Source organism: Streptomyces sp. NPDC053432 (assembly GCF_055585365.1).
On the sequence record NZ_JBVJKF010000003.1, the window covers coordinates 323,669 to 339,528 of the forward strand.

The 15,860-nt window shown below is 72.6% G+C and carries 11 protein-coding genes; 5 read left to right on the forward strand and 6 right to left on the reverse strand.

Annotation, left to right across the window (positions count from 1 at the left end; all coding sequences use genetic code 11):
* Positions 1 to 56: 56 nt before the first annotated feature.
* The 4 genes from ACZ6Y1_RS07560 to ACZ6Y1_RS07575 form a co-directional block, all read right to left on the reverse strand.
* Positions 57 to 1,028 carry an antibiotic biosynthesis monooxygenase gene (locus tag ACZ6Y1_RS07560; RefSeq protein ID WP_469624529.1) on the reverse strand — a complete coding sequence of 324 codons (972 nt, stop codon included), beginning with the start codon at positions 1,026 to 1,028 and terminating at the stop codon, positions 57 to 59.
* Entirely contained in the window at positions 1,025 to 3,751 is a 2,727-nt protein-coding gene (locus ACZ6Y1_RS07565; RefSeq protein WP_469624531.1) for a molybdopterin-dependent oxidoreductase, read from the reverse strand. Before ACZ6Y1_RS07565 ends, ACZ6Y1_RS07560 begins: the two co-directional genes overlap by 4 nt.
* The gene (locus tag ACZ6Y1_RS07570) at positions 3,748 to 4,575 is read right to left on the reverse strand and encodes an FAD binding domain-containing protein (protein WP_469624536.1); all 828 of its coding nucleotides are present in this window, start codon (positions 4,573 to 4,575) and stop codon (positions 3,748 to 3,750) included. The genes ACZ6Y1_RS07565 and ACZ6Y1_RS07570 overlap by 4 nt, the downstream gene beginning before the upstream one ends.
* A gap of 131 nt (positions 4,576 to 4,706) precedes the next feature.
* Complete coding sequence (locus tag ACZ6Y1_RS07575) at positions 4,707 to 5,432, reverse strand: MerR family transcriptional regulator (protein ID WP_469624539.1); 726 nt, start codon at positions 5,430 to 5,432, stop codon at positions 4,707 to 4,709.
* 85 nt (positions 5,433 to 5,517) lie between these two features.
* On the opposite strand from ACZ6Y1_RS07575, the gene ACZ6Y1_RS07580 reads away from it, so the two are divergent.
* The gene (locus tag ACZ6Y1_RS07580) at positions 5,518 to 7,350 is read left to right on the forward strand and encodes an AMP-dependent synthetase/ligase (RefSeq protein WP_469624541.1); all 1,833 of its coding nucleotides are present in this window, start codon (positions 5,518 to 5,520) and stop codon (positions 7,348 to 7,350) included.
* A 98-nt stretch (positions 7,351 to 7,448) separates the two neighbouring features.
* On the forward strand, positions 7,449 to 8,081 hold the full coding sequence (locus tag ACZ6Y1_RS07585) for a DUF2461 domain-containing protein (RefSeq protein ID WP_469624544.1): 633 nt from the start codon (positions 7,449 to 7,451) through the stop codon (positions 8,079 to 8,081).
* Positions 8,082 to 8,135: 54 nt separating this feature from the next.
* On the opposite strand, the gene sph is transcribed toward ACZ6Y1_RS07585, so the two are convergent.
* Entirely contained in the window at positions 8,136 to 9,122 is a 987-nt protein-coding gene (gene sph / locus ACZ6Y1_RS07590; RefSeq protein ID WP_469624546.1) for a sphingomyelin phosphodiesterase, read from the reverse strand.
* A gap of 175 nt (positions 9,123 to 9,297) precedes the next feature.
* Between sph and ACZ6Y1_RS07595 the strand changes: the two genes are divergently transcribed.
* The gene (locus ACZ6Y1_RS07595; protein WP_469624548.1) at positions 9,298 to 10,206 is read left to right on the forward strand and encodes an oxygenase MpaB family protein; all 909 of its coding nucleotides are present in this window, start codon (positions 9,298 to 9,300) and stop codon (positions 10,204 to 10,206) included.
* A 6-nt stretch (positions 10,207 to 10,212) separates the two neighbouring features.
* Here the strand turns inward: ACZ6Y1_RS07595 and ACZ6Y1_RS07600 are convergent, their stop codons facing one another.
* Positions 10,213 to 11,742 carry a M1 family metallopeptidase gene (locus ACZ6Y1_RS07600; RefSeq protein WP_469624550.1) on the reverse strand — a complete coding sequence of 510 codons (1,530 nt, stop codon included), beginning with the start codon at positions 11,740 to 11,742 and terminating at the stop codon, positions 10,213 to 10,215.
* Positions 11,743 to 12,413: 671 nt separating this feature from the next.
* Here ACZ6Y1_RS07600 and ACZ6Y1_RS07605 point away from each other — a divergent pair.
* The gene (locus tag ACZ6Y1_RS07605; protein ID WP_469624553.1) at positions 12,414 to 13,271 is read left to right on the forward strand and encodes an SCO6745 family protein; all 858 of its coding nucleotides are present in this window, start codon (positions 12,414 to 12,416) and stop codon (positions 13,269 to 13,271) included.
* 84 nt (positions 13,272 to 13,355) lie between these two features.
* On the forward strand, positions 13,356 to 15,782 hold the full coding sequence (locus ACZ6Y1_RS07610) for a Tex family protein (RefSeq protein WP_469624556.1): 2,427 nt from the start codon (positions 13,356 to 13,358) through the stop codon (positions 15,780 to 15,782).
* Positions 15,783 to 15,860: the final 78 nt, after the last annotated feature.

A 15,860-nucleotide genomic window follows, 5' to 3' on the forward strand; every position in this document is an offset into this window, starting at 1 on the left:
GGCGCGCGGAGGGCGGGCCGGTTCCTTCCCGGCCCGCCCTTCCGTGTTCCAGCAGTTCAGGGCAGGGTCCAGAACTGCCGGGTCACGAGGTAGAAGACGACCGCCCAGAACCCGAGCGCCGCCGCGACGATGCCGAGTCCGACGAGGTTGGTCCGCAGCGGCGGCGCATCGGGTGCGGGCCACAGCCACCGTTTCAGCAGCCGGTTGACGTAGTAAGGCATCGTGAAGAAGGTCATGGCGAGGCTCGACAGCAGGTTGCCCACGAGCAGCCCGATCCAGATCGGCAGCCTCAGCGGGGACAGGGCGAGCGCCAGTAGTACGACGGTCGGATAGAGACCCACCCAGACCGCGATGGCCGTCTTGGTCTCCGAGGGCGGCGGTGCCTCCCTGCCGTTCTCCTCGAAGGCGAACCAGCTGCCGAAGGAGTTGTCGATCGTGTGCAGCTTGAAGTCGTGGAACCGTTCGCCTTCGGCGAGCAGCTGCCGCCGTTTCTCCGACGTGAGCCAGGCGTCGAGGTGTTCGGCGTTGTCGTAGCGGTACAGGGTGGTCCACTCGTCCTGGAGGCCTTCGACCGGGCGGAAGACCTCCGTGCCGCGGAAGCCCGGGAACCGGCCCTCCTCCTCGCTCATTCGGCGCTGCCATCGCATGAACTCGTCGACGTGTTCCGGGCGCACCCGGTGGGTCACCACCACGGTCACCAGCTGGTCCGTGGGCCGGCTGCCGCCGCTGATGACCTGCTGGGTGCCGGGGCCGTCGAAGAACTTCTCCCCGATGTCGAGGAGCCGCTGCCGGGTCGCGCCGTTCATCCAGGCCTGCAGGTGGTCGACGGAGTCGAACCGGTAGACGACGACCCAGTCCGGCTGGAGCTCCGTCGGCGGGGTCACCTCGACGCCGAGGTGACCGGGATACCGGGTGGCGGCGGCGTTGACGTCCTCCTGCCACCGCTCGTACTCCGCGTCCATGCCGGGCCGGATCCGGTGGCCGATGATGACGGTGGCGGCCGTCTCCGCCTGCCGGCCGGTGGTCATCGTCCCGGGCCCGTCCGGGCCGACCGGCTGTCGGCCAGCCTGCTGTAGATCCGCTCCGGGGTGAGGGGCAGCTCGCGGTAGCGGACGCCGGTGGCGTCGCGGACCGCGTTCGCAAGCGCGGGCGCCACCGGGTTGATGCAGCACTCCGCCATCCCCTTCGAGTGCATGGCCCCGACGGAGTCGGAGGAGCCCACCAGGAGCAGGTCGGTGCGCGGGACGTCGGCGTACGTCGGGATCCGGTAGTTGCGCAGGTTCGGGTTGGTCATGACCCCGTCCGCGTCGACCATGTAGTTCTCGGTCAGGGCGAACCCGATGCCCTGGGCGACACCGCCGTCCACCTGGCCGCGGACCTGCTCGGGGTTGATGAGCACGCCCGCGTCGGCCGCGTGGACGCTGTGGAGGATGCGGATCTCGCCCGTCACCGGGTGGACGGCGACGCGGAAGCCCTGGGTGTTGGAGGTGACGCTGCGGGGCGAGCCGTAGGCCCTGCGGGCGGCGGTGAAACGGATGCCGCGGTCGCGGGCCGCGGCGACGAGATCGGCCAGGGGCACGCGTTCGTCGCCGCACATGACGTGGTCGTCGTCCATCGAGCACATCACGACGTGCACACCGGTCTGCGCGGCGGCGAACTCCAGGACGCGGTCGCGCACGGCGTTGGCCGCCCGGAGCACGGCGTTGCCCGCCACGAACAGTCCCGCGCTGGCGAAGGCGCCGGTGTCGAACCCGGTACGGTCGGTGTCGGACTGCACCAGGCGGATCCGGGACGGTGTCGTCCCCAGCTGGTTGGCTGCGATCTGGACGTGCGCGGTCGACGTTCCCTCGCCGAACTCGACGGTGCCGATGGCGAGTTCATAGACCAGATCGTCGCCGAGCGTGACCCAGGCCTCCGAGATGTGCTCGGTCGGGGGTGCAGTCTCGTGCAGGGAACTGGCCACGCCGGTCCCCAGGAGCCAGCCGGGGCCGGGGGAGGGCTGGTCGGCCGTCCGGGCCAGCTCTCCGGCCACGAGGTCGATGCACTTGGCGAGCCCGTCCTCGTTGAACATCACGTCGTCGGGGCCGTCGTGGAGCGCGATGAGCGAATCGCCGGGGCGCACGATGTTGCGGCGGCGCAGTTCGAGCGGATCCATGTGCAGGGCGAGGGCCAGTTCGTCCATCGCGCATTCCACGGCGAAGGCGGGCTGGGTCATCCCGTACCCGCGCAGCGCGCCGCTCGGAACGGTGTTCGTGTAGACGGAGTAGGCGTCGTACTTCTTGTTGGGGCAACGGTAGAGCATGACCGCGGCACCGCCCGCGTACAGGGTCTCCCCGCCGTGGTTGCCGTAGGCGCCCGTATTGGAGACGTTGCGGACCTGGACGGCCGTGAGCGTGCCGTCGTTCTTCGCGCCGAGTCTGACGGTCAGCTTCATCGGGTGCCGAGGCGAGGCTGTGGTGAACTCCTCCTCGCGCGTGAACTCGAAGCAGACGGGCCGCCCGGTGTCCAGCGCCGCGAGGGCGGCCAGGTCCTCGGTGATCACCTCCTGTTTGCCGCCGAAACCGCCGCCGACGCGCTTGCAGAACACGCGGAGCTGGTCCGGGCGCAGCGCGAACAAGTAGGCCAGTTTGACCTTGGCGATGGACGGCGACTGCGAGCTGGTGCGGACGTTGAGCCGACCGTCCTCCCACCAGGCGATCGAGCCGTGGGTCTCCAGGTGCGCGTGCTGCACGCGCGGGGAGAAATAGGTGCCCTCGTGGATCGCGTCGGCCGCCGCGAAGCCCGCGCCGACGTCGCCGATGTGCGAGTGGAGCTCCACCAGCAGGTTGTGGACGGAGTCCCGGACGAACGGGTCGGGCGAGTCGTGTAGTTGGGGCGCCCCGTCCGCCATGGCCTCCTCGGGGTCGAAGACCGCCGGCAGCACCTCGTACTCGACGTCCAGCCTGCGGCAGCCCTCCTCCGCGGCCCCGACCGTGTCGGCGAGGACGGCGGCGACGCGCTGCCCGGCGAAGCGGACGGTGTCGTCGAGGACGTACGTGTCGTCGGGATCGACGAGATGGTCCGTGTGGATCGCCGTGGTGAACCGTCTGCGCGGCACGTCCTGCCAGGTGTAGACGCGCCGGACACCGGGGACCTCGAGCGCGGCGGTCTTGTCGATCGAGACGATCCGGGCGTGGGCGTGGGGGGAGTGCAGCACTTTGAGGTGCAGCATCCCCTCCATGCTGGTGTCCATGGTGAACTCGGCCCGGCCGGTCACCACCTCCTCGGCGGCGGGTGCGCCGACGCTCCTCCCGACGGCCTTGCCGGGGGCGGCCGACTGCACGTTCGCCACGCCCTGGACGGCGTCCTCGACCGCCCGGTAGCCGGTGCAGCGGCAGAGGTTGCCCTTCAGGGCCCGGGGCAGGTCTGCCCTCTGCTCCTCCGTGAAGGTCGCCGAGGTCATGATCATCCCCGCGGTGCAGAACCCGCACTGGAAGCCGGGGGCGTCCCGGAACCGCTGCTGCGCGGGGTGCAGGCCGCCGGGCGATCCGAGCCCCTCGATCGTGGTCACCTCACGGCCCTCCGCGCGGAAGGCCGGGGTGATGCAGCTGTGCACCGGAACGCCGTCCAGCCACACGGTGCACGCGCCGCAGTCGCCCGCGTCACAGCCCTTCTTCACGCCGAAGTGACCCAGCCGGCGCAGGAACGTCCGCAGGCACTGGCCGGGGTCGGGCTCCGCGTCGAAGCCCCTTCCGTTCACGAGGTAGGTCATGGCGGGCCCCCAGCGATGAATTCACTGCGGATCTCTTCGGCGAAGTGCCGCGTCAGGTGGCGGCGGTGGTCGGGGGTCCCGTTGGGGTCGGAGAACCACACGTCGGCGGGGACGGCGTCGATGCTCTCCCGCAGGGTGCCGGCATCGGGCATGGACTCAAAGGCGAACCGCACCGGCCGCGTGGTGCCCGCGGTGACGGTGAGCAGCAGGTTGTCCGTCCCGGGCGTGTGCGTGCCGATGAGGAACACGGTCGAACGGCCGAGACGGGTCAGGCTGAAGCGGCGGTGTGCGGCGCGTTTGCGCAGGGCGTGCGCCGGAACGTCGATGCGGCGCAGGATCTCCCCGGGCGCGAGGACGTTGCGGTTGTTCCCCGTCACGAAGTCCAGCGCGTCGACCGTGCGCACGGACCCGTCGGCGGCCCACAGCTCGTACCGCGCCTCCAGCGCGGCCGTGAGAGTGATCATCGGGCCGGCCGGCAGCGACATGCAGATGTTCCCGCCGACGGTCGCCGCGTTCCAGACCTTGAACGAGGAGAGGAACGCCTCGCAGGCCGTCCGGATGAGAGCGCCCGCGGTCCACTCGGCGGGCGGGGAGAAGGCGTACAGGTCGCGGACGGTGCACGTGGCACCGATCTCCAGGCCGGCGTCGCCCGGGACGAGGGGCTCCCAGGGCAGCGCCGTCAGGTCGACCAGGCGGCGCAATCCGGGCTGTTCCGTGGAGAACAGCCAGGTGCCGCCGGCGAGCCAGGCGTCCCCGTCGTGCCAGTCGGAGCCCGGCCGGTCGGCGGGCCGCCGGACGACTTCGGTGATGGTGTTGAGGTCCATGGGGATCGAGCTCCCTCACGAAGGCGATCGTGAACTGCTCGGGGGTGGACCGGCCCGGCACGGAGCTTCCTTCCCACGGTACCCACGCCGGTCCGGCCCCGCGCGGCGGGGCCGGACCGGGCCCGCGCGTCCTATCCGCCGGATTCGAACGCCGCCCGCAGTTCCTCGCGCAGGGACCGCTGGAAGGCCGTCACCAGGGCCTGCACCACCATCGGCTGCATGTGCGCCGACAGCGCCTTCATCGACTCCACCCGCTCCGGGTCGCTCTCGCCCTCGGTGAACGGTCCCCACACCTCGTCCCGGAACAGCGCCGTCAGCTCGTGCGCCGCCGACCGGGTGTGCTCGATCAGCACCGTGCGCGCCGCCAGGATCGTCTCGTGGGCGATCGGTACGTCGAGCAGCGCGACCCCCAGCCGCAGCAGCCCCACGTCCACCCGGAACCCGTCGCCCGAGGCGGCGAGCACGTTCATGGCGGTCAGCCGCCGGACGTCGGAATCCGACAGGCTCCGCCCGGCCCGCTTCTCCAGGTCCGCCCGCGACACCTCCTGCGCCGAGTCCGGTGCCCAACTCGCCACCATCGCCCGGTGGATCGCCAGGTCGTGCGCGCTCAGGTCGTCCGGGAGGGCCTCCAGGTAGCGCTGGCAGGCCGACAAGGTCATCCCCTGGTGCTGGAGCTCCTCGATCAGGGCCAGCCGGGACAGGTGCTCGGGCCCGTAGTGGCCCACCCGACGAGGTCCGATCACGGGAGGGGGCAAAAGCCCGCGCGTGCTGTAGAACCGTACGGTGCGCACGGTGACGCCCGCCCTGGCCGCCAGTTCGTCGACGGTGAGCATCGGCTCGGGTGCCTGGTCGGCCATCGTCTGCGCCTCGCTCTCTGCTCCACAGCTTGGGTTCAACAGTATTGCTGTCGCACCAACGATGTGAAACGGCCAGGAGCTGCCCATGACCACGACCCTGCGACTGCCCGGACGACCCGAAGAGATCACCTTCCCCGCCCTGCTGGCCCGCAACGCCGCCGAACACGGGGACCTGCCGGCCCTCTCGTGGCGCTCGGGCGACGGCTGGGAGACCCTCACCTGGAGCGAGGTCCGCCGCAAGGTGGCCGTCCTCGCCTCCGGATACGCCGCCCTCGGCGTCGAGCGCGGCGAGCACGTCCTGATGATGATGGGCAACCGGCCGGAGCACTGGCTCAGCGACCTCGCCCTCGTCCACCTCGGCGCCGTCCCCGTCACCGTGTACGGGACCTCCGCGCCCGAGCAGATCGCCCACATCGCCCGCCACAGCCGCGCCAGGACCGCCGTCGTCGAGGGCGCCCGGGAACTGGCCCGGTGGGAGCCGCTGCTGGCCGACGACAGCGTGCCCCTGGAGCGCCTGGTCGTCGCCGAGCCCGCCCAGGCCGGCCCGCACCGCACCTACGGCTCCCTGTACGCGAGCGGTGCCCGGCTGCACGCCGCCGAGGCCTTCGAGAAGGCCTGGCGGGAGACCGCCCCGGAGGACCCGCTGACCGTCGTCTACACCTCGGGCACCACCGGCGACCCCAAGGGCGTCCGCCTCACCCACCGCAACCTCGTGCTCCAGGCCGTCCGCCTCGACCGGCACGTCGATCTGCCGGAGCACGCCGAGCACATCTGCTACCTGCCCTTCGCGCACATCGCCGAGCGCGTCCTCGGGATCTACCTGCCCCTCCTGCGCGCCGCCCACGTCCGGCTGTGCGCGGACCCGACCGCCGTGTCGGCGGCCGTCCGCGAGCTGCACCCGGTGCAGTTCTTCGGGGTGCCCCGGGTCTGGGAGAAGCTCGCCGCGTCCGTACGGGCCGTCCTCGCGCAGCTCCCCGAGGAGCAGCAGCGGTCCATCGAGGCCGCGGGCGACCTGGCCCGCGCCCGGGCCGGCCACCGGGAGCGGGCCGAGGAGGTCCCGGCCGCGCTCGAGGCCTCGTACACCAAGGCCAAGGAACAGGTCCTGGACCCGCTGCTGCGCCTCGCGGGGCTCGACCGGCTGGTCTGGACGGCCAGCGCCACCGCGCCGATGCCCCTCGACGTGGTGCACTTCTGGGCCGGCTGGGGCATCACCATCATGGACGCCTGGGGGCTCACCGAGACCTCGGGTGTGTGCACGGTCAACAGCCCGGACGGCTTCCGGCTCGGCTCGGTCGGCCGCGCGATCGAGGGACTGGAGCTCAGGCTCGCCGAGGACGGGGAGGTCCTCGCCCGGGGCGAGACCGTCTTCGCGGGCTATCTGCGCCCCGACGGTTCGGTGGACAGCGCCTCGGACGGCGACGGCTGGTTCCCGACGGGGGACATCGGCCGCCTCGACGAGGACGGATTCCTCTGGATCACCGACCGCAAGAAGGAACTGATCATCACCTCGAACGGCAAGAACGTCTCGCCGGCCCTGGTGGAGAACACCGTCAAGGAACACCCGCTGATCGGCCAGGCCATGGTGCACGGCGACGGCCGCTCCTACCTCGTCGCCCTGCTCGTCCTGGACGCGGAACTGGCCCCGGCGTGGGCGGCGGCCCGCGGCATCGAGGCCGCCTCGCCCGGCGCGCTCGCCGGACACCCGGCCGTCCGCGAGGAGGTCGCCCGCGCGGTCGAGGCGGCCAACGCGAGGCTGAACCGGACCGAACAGATCAAGAGGTACCGGCTGCTGACCGAGGAGTGGGGCCCCGAGACGGGAGAGCTCACCCCGTCGCTGAAGCTCCGCCGCCGGGTGGTCCGGGAGAAGTACCGGGACCTGATCGAGGGCCTCTACGAGGAGATGTACGAAGGCGTGTGACCGGGACGGCCCCGTCCGGTGGGCGGACCACCGTCCACCGGACGGGGCCGGGCGCCCCGAGGGCTGCGTGCCGTGCCCCGCCGGTGTGTACTGGCGTCATGGCTTTCTCCGGTTTCCCCCAGGAGGCGTTCGCCTTCTACGAGGCTCTGGCCGCGGACAACTCCAGGAGCTACTGGACCGCGCACAAGGAAACGTACGAGTCGGCCGTCCGCGAGCCGATCCAGGAGCTGTGCGCCGAGCTCGAGGCCGAGTTCGGCCCGGCGAAGATCTTCCGCCCGTACCGCGACGTCCGGTTCTCCGCCGACAAATCGCCCTACAAGACGCAGCAGGGCGCGCACACCTCCCAGGGCTACTACGTCGCGGTCGACGCCGACGGTCTCCTGGTCGCCGCCGGGCTCCACGGCCCCTCCGGCGAGCAGCTCGCCCGCTACCGGGCCGCCGTGGACGCGGACGGCCCCGGCACGGAACTGGCCGCCGTCCTCGAAACCCTGCGGGCCGACGGTTTCGAGCTGGCGGGCGAGCGGCTGAAGACCCGGCCGCGCGGCGTCGCACAGGACCATCCCCGCCTCGACCTGCTCCGCTACCGCAGCATCTACGCCCACCGAGGCTGGCCGCCCGACGCCTGGGTCAGCACCCCCGAGGCCCTCGACCGCGTCCGCACGTCGTGGCGGGCCCTGCGCCCGTTCGCCGAGTGGTGCGCCACGCACGCCGGCGCTCCCGGGGAGCGGTAGCGGGACGGCGGGGGTGCGATCCGCCGGGACCGGGGTCCCACCCCCGGCTCCGCACTAGCGTCCGATGAGCGGGTAGTGGTCGGAGAGGTTGGTGTAGGTGTAGGAGGTGCCCCAGCTGGAGACGGTCCAGGGCGCCGACTGCTCCTTGACCACGTTGTTCTCCCAGCCCGCCGGACGGGCGTTGCCCTTGCGGTACAGGACGTAGTCCAGGTCCTCGCGGGGGTCCGTCGGGTAGCGGTAGTTGGCGATCGAGTTCAGCGCCGTGTCGAAGGAGTACGGGTGGCCCGTGCGGGTGTCGGAGGGCGCCAGGTCGGCGTCGGCCAGCATGGAGGCGAGCTCCGGCGTGCGCGAGTCGACGTTCATGTCGCCCGCCACGATGACCTGCTCGTCCGCCGGGATGTTCTTCGCGTCCAGGAAGGCGTCCATGGCCCGGAACTGGCGGGCGCGCATCTGTGCCGCCTCGCCCGCGCCGCAGCCCGGGTCCGTGGACTGGGCGTGGGTGCCGACCACGTGCACCTTGGTGCCGTTCACGTTGAGCACCACGTAGGCGAAGCCCTTGTTGGACCACCAGTCGGCCCCGCAGGCGTCCTTGTAGACGACCTGCTCCTTGCGGAGGATGGGCCACTTGCTGAGGATCGTGACGCCGCCGTCCTCAGGGGTGGTGGAGGAGTACGAGCCGCCCGTGGCGTCCCAGCCGCTCTTGCTGCGGCCGACGACCGGGGTCTGGTACGGGTACCGGTCGGCCGCGTTGGCCTTGAGTGCGTCCGAGGCGCCGTTGTCGAAGGCCTCCTGGAGCACGACCACGTCGTGGCCCTGGAAGAAGGCGGCCTTCGGGATCTCCGCGGCCCGGTGGTCCTGGCCCCAGTTCGGGTACAGGTTCTTGCTCATCAGGAACACGTTGTACGAGAGGACGCTGAGCCGCGGCGCGGTCGCGCTCTCCGCGGCCGTGGCGGCGGGCGCGGAGGTGGCGGCCAGGGTACCGGCGGCGATCGCGGCCACGGCAGCGGCGACGGCGCGGTGGCGTCGGGAGGAAGGCAGCATGAGGACTCCATCGTTCCTGCGGGGGAAGATCGGCTCCGCCATCCAAGCAGCCGCGGTTACCTCTGGGTAACACCCGTGCAGCGACTTTCTGTCCGGGCCACGACAAGGTGGCGACCCGGCCGGTTCCGGCCGCGGGTCATACTGGAACCGGCGAGATCGACACCAGGGGGCGCACATGAGCCGGACCGAACGGCGGGCGTTCTCCGCGCCCGGCGCGCACCGGACGCCCGGCGGCCGGACCGACCCCGAGCCGCCCCCGCCCGGCGGGGTGCTGTGGACCATCGCGGGCGACGTCCGGGCCCTGCTGATGCTGCCCGCCGCCTTCACCCTGCAGGTCGCCCATCCCGCCATCGGGGCCGGCGTCGACCAGTACTCGGTCTTCCGCACCGACCCCTGGGGCCGCGGAGAACGCTCCCTGCGCTCGGTCCAGCTGTGGGTGTACGGCGGCGAGGAGGCCGCCGAGGAGGGCCGCCGGGTGCGCCGCCTGCACAAGGACATCCGGGGCACCGACACCCGCGGCCGCCCGTACCACTCCCTCGACCCCGCCTGCTACGCCTGGGTGCACGCCACCGGCTTCCCCGTCTACCTCTACGCCGGGCGCTACCTGCTGCGCCGCTTCACGCCCGCGCAGGAGCGGCAGCTCTACCGGGAGTGGCTCCAGGTCGGCCGGATCCTGGGGCTGCGCGACCGGGACATGCCGCAGAGCATCGAGGAGTACTGGACGTACTGGCGGCGGATGCTGGCCGAGGAGATCGAGCCGACCGGGGTCGCCCGCGAGCTCGTCGCCACCGACGTGCCTCTGCCCCCGCCCGAGGGCGGGGGCCCCGCCGTGCGGCTGCTGCTGCGGCTCACCTGGCCGGCGCTGCGGGCGGCGTTCCTGCGCCTGCGCGCCTTCGTCACCGTCGGGTACATGCCGCCCGAGGCGCGGGCCGTCCTCGGGCTGCGGTGGAGCCCGGCCGAGGAACGCCGGCTGCGCGCGTTCAGCGCCGTCGTGCGGATCCTCGTACCGCTGCTGCCCGAGCGGCTGCGGTACCTGCCCATCGCGCGGGCGGCGCGCGCCCGGTGGCACGCCGCCGCCCGCTGACGGGGCTCAGTGCCCGCCGTGCTCCCCGTGCTCGTGGATCGTGTTCGTCTCCGCGATCTTCTTCCATGACTTCGGCTCGGTCCTGTTGACCGGGGCCGCCTGCAGGGAGCGGGCCGAGGGGTTCGCCGCCGCCGGGTTCAGGGCCGAGGCGTCGGGCTTGCCCGGGGTGTACAGCCAGGTCTGGAAGAGCTCCGCGAGGGGCTGCCCGGAGACCTTCTCCGCGTACGAGACGAAGTCCGCGACCTTCGCGTTGCCGTAGGCGCGCTCGGTCGGCCAGCCCTTGAGGATCGCGAAGAACTTCTCGTCGCCGATACGGTTGCGCAGCGCCTGCAGGGCGATGCCGCCGCGGTCGTAGACGGCCCCGTGGAACTGGTTCTCCGGACCGGGGTCACCCGGCTTGACCTGCCAGAACGGGTCCTCCGCCGGGCGCAGGGAGTAGGCCCAGTCGGCGAGCTCCTGCGCGGTGCCCTCGCCCTCCTTCTCCGACCACAGCCACTGGCTGTAGCGGGCGAAGCCCTCGTTGATCCAGATGTCCTTCCAGCCGTCCACGGAGACGCTGTCGCCGTACCACTGGTGGGCCAGCTCGTGCACGACCACCGATACGTTCGAGCCGTTCTGGAACTGGCGCGGGCTGTAGAACGGGCGGGTCTGGGTCTCCAGCGCGAAGCCGGAGGGCACGTTCGGGACGTAGCCGCCCAGCGCGTTGAAGGGGTACGGCCCGAAGACCCCCTCCAGCCACTCCACGACCTCGGCGCTGCGCTCCACGCTCGCGCGCGCCGCGCCCGCGTTGTCGCCGAGGTCCTTGCTGTAGGCGTTGAGGACCGGCAGCCCGCTCGCCGTCTTGTCGGTGGTGATGTCGAACTTGCCGACGGCGAGAGTGGCCAGGTAGGTGGCCTGGGGCTTGTTCGAGCGCCAGTTGTACCTGGTCCAGCCGAGCCGTGAAGTCTGCGACTGGAGCACGCCGTTGCTGATGGCCTGGGTGCCGTCGGGGACGTTGACGGAGACGTCGAAGGTGGCCTTGTCGAGCGGGTGGTCGTTGCTCGGGAACCACCAGATCGCCGAGTCGGGCTCCTGGGCGGCCACACCGCCGTCGGGGGTGCGCTGCCAGGCGGTCCAGCCGTCCACCTTCAGCTCGGAGGGCTTGCCCGCGTACTTGACGACGACGGTGAGCGGGGTGTTGCGGGAGACCGGCTTGGCCGGGGTGACCTCCAGCTCCTGGGCGCCGGAGGTGGCGAACTTCGCCTTGGCGCCGTTGACCCTGATCTCGCTGACCTGGAGCCCGAAGTCGAGGTTGAAGCGGGAGAGGTCCTGCTTGGCGGTGGCGAGGAGGGTGGCGGTCCCTTCGAGCAGGTCCGTCCGCGGCTGGTACTGCAGCCGCAGGTCGTAGTGCGACACGTCGTATCCGCCGTTGCCGCTGGCCGGGTAGTAGGGGTCGCCGATACCCGGCGCGCCCGGACCGTAGCTCGCCGCGGACGCCGGGATCACCAGCAGCAGGGAGGCGGCGAGCACGCTCGGGGCGATGACTTTGCGGTGCACGAATGGCTCCAAGTGGTAGGGGAGACAGATCGGTTGGCTCTCGTCGTCCGACCGTATTCACGCGTGGCGCATCAGGTCATGTCCATGGCCCCTGCTGTCACACGATCGCCATTCGGCCGTCACGCTCCGCTGAGCGGTGCGGTGCCCCCGGCCGTGCCGCCGGGTGCGGGCTGCGCCGCCGCGAGGCCGTGGCCTGCGGCGCGACCGCAGAAGCGGGGCCCGAGGACGCGGCCGCGCGGGCCCCCGGGTGGGACGACGGGCGCGACGGGGCCGCCGCCGGGGCCCTGCGGATCGGCCGAATCGCCCCGCATCCCCGTCCGGAAAAACACCCCGCTGCCGCGCCGTCCTCGGGCCCGGGGCCCGTCCACCACCCGGCGCGGGCCGACCCGCGCCGGGTGCTCCGAACGGCCCGGCGCCGCCGAGCACCGGGGGTCCTGCGGAGCCCGCTCCCACCGCACCCCCCGGAACCGCGGGCTCCGCCCGCAGCCCCCGGTCCCCGAACGCCGTTTGCGCCGGCGCCCGTTCCGCCGGGCGGGCTCGTCGGACGGCCGCGCCCCGCAGCCGGGCGGACGGGCCGGCAAGTGGCCGCGGGGGCCGGTGCCCGCCGGGCACCACGGCCCGGCCGCCCGCGAGGGTTCCCGACATACTGAGCAGTCGGTAACCTGGCCGCCATGACGATTCCCCCGCTCGCGGCCCGGCATTGTTGGCACGCGGCCATCAACCCGCTGCACTCCACGATCTACTTCTCGCCGGACACCGCCAAGGAGTTCGCCGGCCTGGGTATCACCGACCCCGTCGCCGTCAACCTCGCCCAGCGCTCCGCCGCCATGGGCGCCGTCGGGGCAGGGGCCGTGACGGCCACGTTCTACAACTACCGCCACGACCACGTCGCGCGGCACCTCCCCGCCGTCTGGGACACCGCCACCCCCGAGCAGGTCCTCGCCGCCCGGCTGCGCGCCGCCGACGCCACCCTGCGCCGGCTGCTCGGCCCCGGGACCATCGCCTCGCCCGAGCTCGCCGAGGCCGCGGACCTGGCGATACGCGCGACCGAGGGCTGCACCCGGCACGCCCGCACCCTCTACGCCGCCCACGCCGACCTCCCCGTCCCCGAGGAGCCGCACCTGCGGCTCTGGCACGCCGCGACCCTCCTGCGCGAGCACCGCGGCGACGGCCACCTCGCCGCCCTGCTCCTCGCGGGACTCGACCCCCTCGAGGCGCTCCTCAGCCACACCGCCACCGGCAAGGGCATGAGCCCCAAGTGGATCAAGCGCATCCGCGGCTGGGACCAGGCTGACCTGGACGCCGCCGCCGACCGCCTGCGCACACGCGGCGTGCTCGACGCCGACGGGGCCCTCACCGAGCACGGCGCGGCACTGCGCGAGCAGCTGGAGACCGACACCGACCGCCTCGACGCCGCCCCGTACGAGCACCTCGGCGCCGAAGGCCTCGCCCGCCTCGCCGAACTCGGCGGCGCCGTCGTCCACCAGGCCCTCGCCGCCGGAGCCTTCCCGCCCGACCTGCGGGGCTGACGGGCAGGGCTCCCGCCGTCCGCCACCGCCACCTGCCACAATTGGCAGCCTTCCAGTGCAAACGAAGGCAGGCGGGACCCGATCGTGACGACGTCCATCGAAGGCAGGATCGCCGAGGAGCTCGGCGTACGGGAGCGGCAGGTCAAGGCGGCCGTCGAGCTGCTCGACGGCGGCTCGACCGTGCCGTTCATCGCGCGCTACCGCAAGGAAGCGACCGAGATGCTCGACGACGCCCAGCTGCGCACCCTCGAGGAGCGGCTGCGGTATCTGCGCGAGCTGGAGGACCGGCGCGCGGCGATCCTCGACTCCGTACGGGAACAGGGCAAGCTCGACGCCGAGCTGGAGGCGCGGATCAACGCGGCCGACACCAAGGCCCGGCTGGAGGACATCTACCTCCCGTTCAAGCCCAAGCGCCGCACCAAGGCGCAGATCGCCCGCGAAGCGGGGCTGGAGCCCCTCGCCGAAGGCCTGCTGGCCGACCCGTCCACCGAACCCGCCGCCGCGGCGGCCGCGTTCGTCGACCCCGGCAAGGGCGTCGCCGACCCGGCCGCCGCCCTGGAGGGCGCCCGCGCCATCCTCACCGAGAAGTTCGCCGAGGACGCCGACCTCATCGGCGAACTGCGCGAGCGCATGTGGGGCCGCGGCCGGCTCGCCGCCAAGGTCCGCGAGGGCAAGGAGGAGGCGGGCGCGAAGTTCGCCGACTACTTCGACTTCGCGGAGCCGCTCACCGCACTGCCCTCCCACCGCGTCCTGGCGATGCTGCGCGGCGAGAAGGAGGACGTCCTCACGCTGGAGCTGGAGCCGGAGGAGCCGGGCGAGACCCCGGGCCCGTCCACGTACGAGGGCATGATCGCCCGCCGCTTCGGCATCGCCGACCGCGGCCGCCCGGGCGACAAGTGGCTCGCGGACACGGTGCGCTGGTCCTGGCGCACCAAGATCCAGGTGCACCTCGGCATCGACCTGCGGGCCCGGCTGCGCGCCGCCGCCGAGGACGAGGCCGTACGGGTCTTCGCGTCGAACCTGCGCGACCTGCTGCTCGCCGCCCCCGCCGGCACCCGCGCCACCCTCGGTCTCGACCCGGGCTTCCGCACCGGGGTCAAGGTCGCCGTCGTCGACGCCACCGGCAAGGTCGTGGCCACGGACGTGATCTACCCGCACGTGCCCGCCAACAAGTGGGACGAGTCCCTCGCCAAGCTGGCCCGCCTCGCGAAGGAGCACGCGGTCGAGCTGGTCGCCATTGGCAACGGCACGGCCTCCCGCGAGACCGACAAGCTCGCCGGGGACCTCATCACCCGCCACCCCGAGCTGGGGCTCACCAAGGTGATGGTCTCGGAGGCCGGCGCCTCCGTGTACTCGGCCTCCGCCTTCGCCTCGCAGGAACTGCCCGGCATGGACGTGTCCCTGCGCGGCGCCGTCTCCATCGCCCGCCGCCTCCAGGACCCGCTCGCCGAACTCGTCAAGATCGACCCGAAGTCGATCGGTGTCGGCCAGTACCAGCACGACCTGTCCGAGGTGAAGCTCTCCCGCTCGCTCGACGCGGTCGTCGAGGACTGCGTGAACGGCGTGGGCGTCGACGTCAACACCGCTTCCGCGCCGCTGCTCTCGCGGGTCTCGGGCATCAGCGGCACCCTCGCCGAGAACATCGTCGCCCACCGCGACGCCAACGGCCCCTTCCGCAGCCGCAAGGGCCTCAAGGACGTGGCCCGCCTCGGCCCGAAGGCGTACGAGCAGTGCGCGGGCTTCCTGCGCATCCGCGGCGGTGACGACCCACTGGACGCCTCCGCCGTGCACCCCGAGGCGTACCCCGTCGTCCGGTCCATGGGCAAGACGGCCGGCGGCGAGGTGGCGGCCCTGATCGGCAACACCGCCGTACTGCGCTCGCTGCGCCCGGAGCAGTTCGTCACCGAGGCCTTCGGCCTGCCCACGGTCACCGACATCCTGCGCGAGCTGGAGAAGCCGGGCCGCGACCCGCGCCCCGCCTTCAAGACGGCCACCTTCAAGGAGGGCGTGGAGAAGATCGGGGACCTGGCCCCCGGGATGATCCTGGAGGGCGTGGTCACCAACGTGGCCGCCTTCGGCGCCTTCATCGACATCGGCGTCCACCAGGACGGGCTGGCGCACGTCTCGGCCCTCTCGAAGACCTTCGTCAAGGACCCGCGGGACGTGGTCAAGCCGGGCGACATCGTCCGCGTGAAGGTCATGGACGTGGACATCCCGCGCAAGCGCATCTCGCTGACGCTGCGCCTGGAGGACGAGGCCGAGCGCCCGGCGGGCGGCGCCCCGCGGCAGGACCGCCAGGAACGCCGCTCCGGCGGCGGCCGCCCGCCGCAGCAGCGCGGCGGCGGTGGCGGAGGCCAGGGCCAGGGCCAGCGCGGCGGCCAGGGACAGGGCCAGCGGGGTCAGGGCCAGCGGCAGGGCGGCGGCAGCGCCCCCGCACCCGCCAACAGCGCGATGGCGGACGCCCTGCGCCGGGCCGGCCTCACCGGCCCCGAGGACCGCCGCAAGCGGTAGGCGAACGCCCTCCCGCACGTCCCGCGCGGGCCCGCGCCCGGCATGGCCGAATACCTTCCCCACCTGGGGAGTTGCCTT

Bases quoted from the DNA above. Each gene is read 5' to 3' on its own strand.
- ACZ6Y1_RS07560 (WP_469624529.1), bottom strand. From the start codon at position 1,028: ATGACCACCGGCCGGCAGGCGGAGACGGCCGCCACCGTCATCATCGGC.
- ACZ6Y1_RS07565 (WP_469624531.1), bottom strand. From the start codon at position 3,751: ATGACCTACCTCGTGAACGGAAGGGGCTTCGACGCGGAGCCCGACCCC.
- ACZ6Y1_RS07570 (WP_469624536.1), bottom strand. From the start codon at position 4,575: ATGGACCTCAACACCATCACCGAAGTCGTCCGGCGGCCCGCCGACCGG.
- ACZ6Y1_RS07575 (WP_469624539.1), bottom strand. From the start codon at position 5,432: ATGGCCGACCAGGCACCCGAGCCGATGCTCACCGTCGACGAACTGGCG.
- ACZ6Y1_RS07580 (WP_469624541.1), top strand. From the start codon at position 5,518: ATGACCACGACCCTGCGACTGCCCGGACGACCCGAAGAGATCACCTTC.
- ACZ6Y1_RS07585 (WP_469624544.1), top strand. From the start codon at position 7,449: ATGGCTTTCTCCGGTTTCCCCCAGGAGGCGTTCGCCTTCTACGAGGCT.
- sph (WP_469624546.1), bottom strand. From the start codon at position 9,122: ATGCTGCCTTCCTCCCGACGCCACCGCGCCGTCGCCGCTGCCGTGGCC.
- ACZ6Y1_RS07595 (WP_469624548.1), top strand. From the start codon at position 9,298: ATGAGCCGGACCGAACGGCGGGCGTTCTCCGCGCCCGGCGCGCACCGG.
- ACZ6Y1_RS07605 (WP_469624553.1), top strand. From the start codon at position 12,414: ATGACGATTCCCCCGCTCGCGGCCCGGCATTGTTGGCACGCGGCCATC.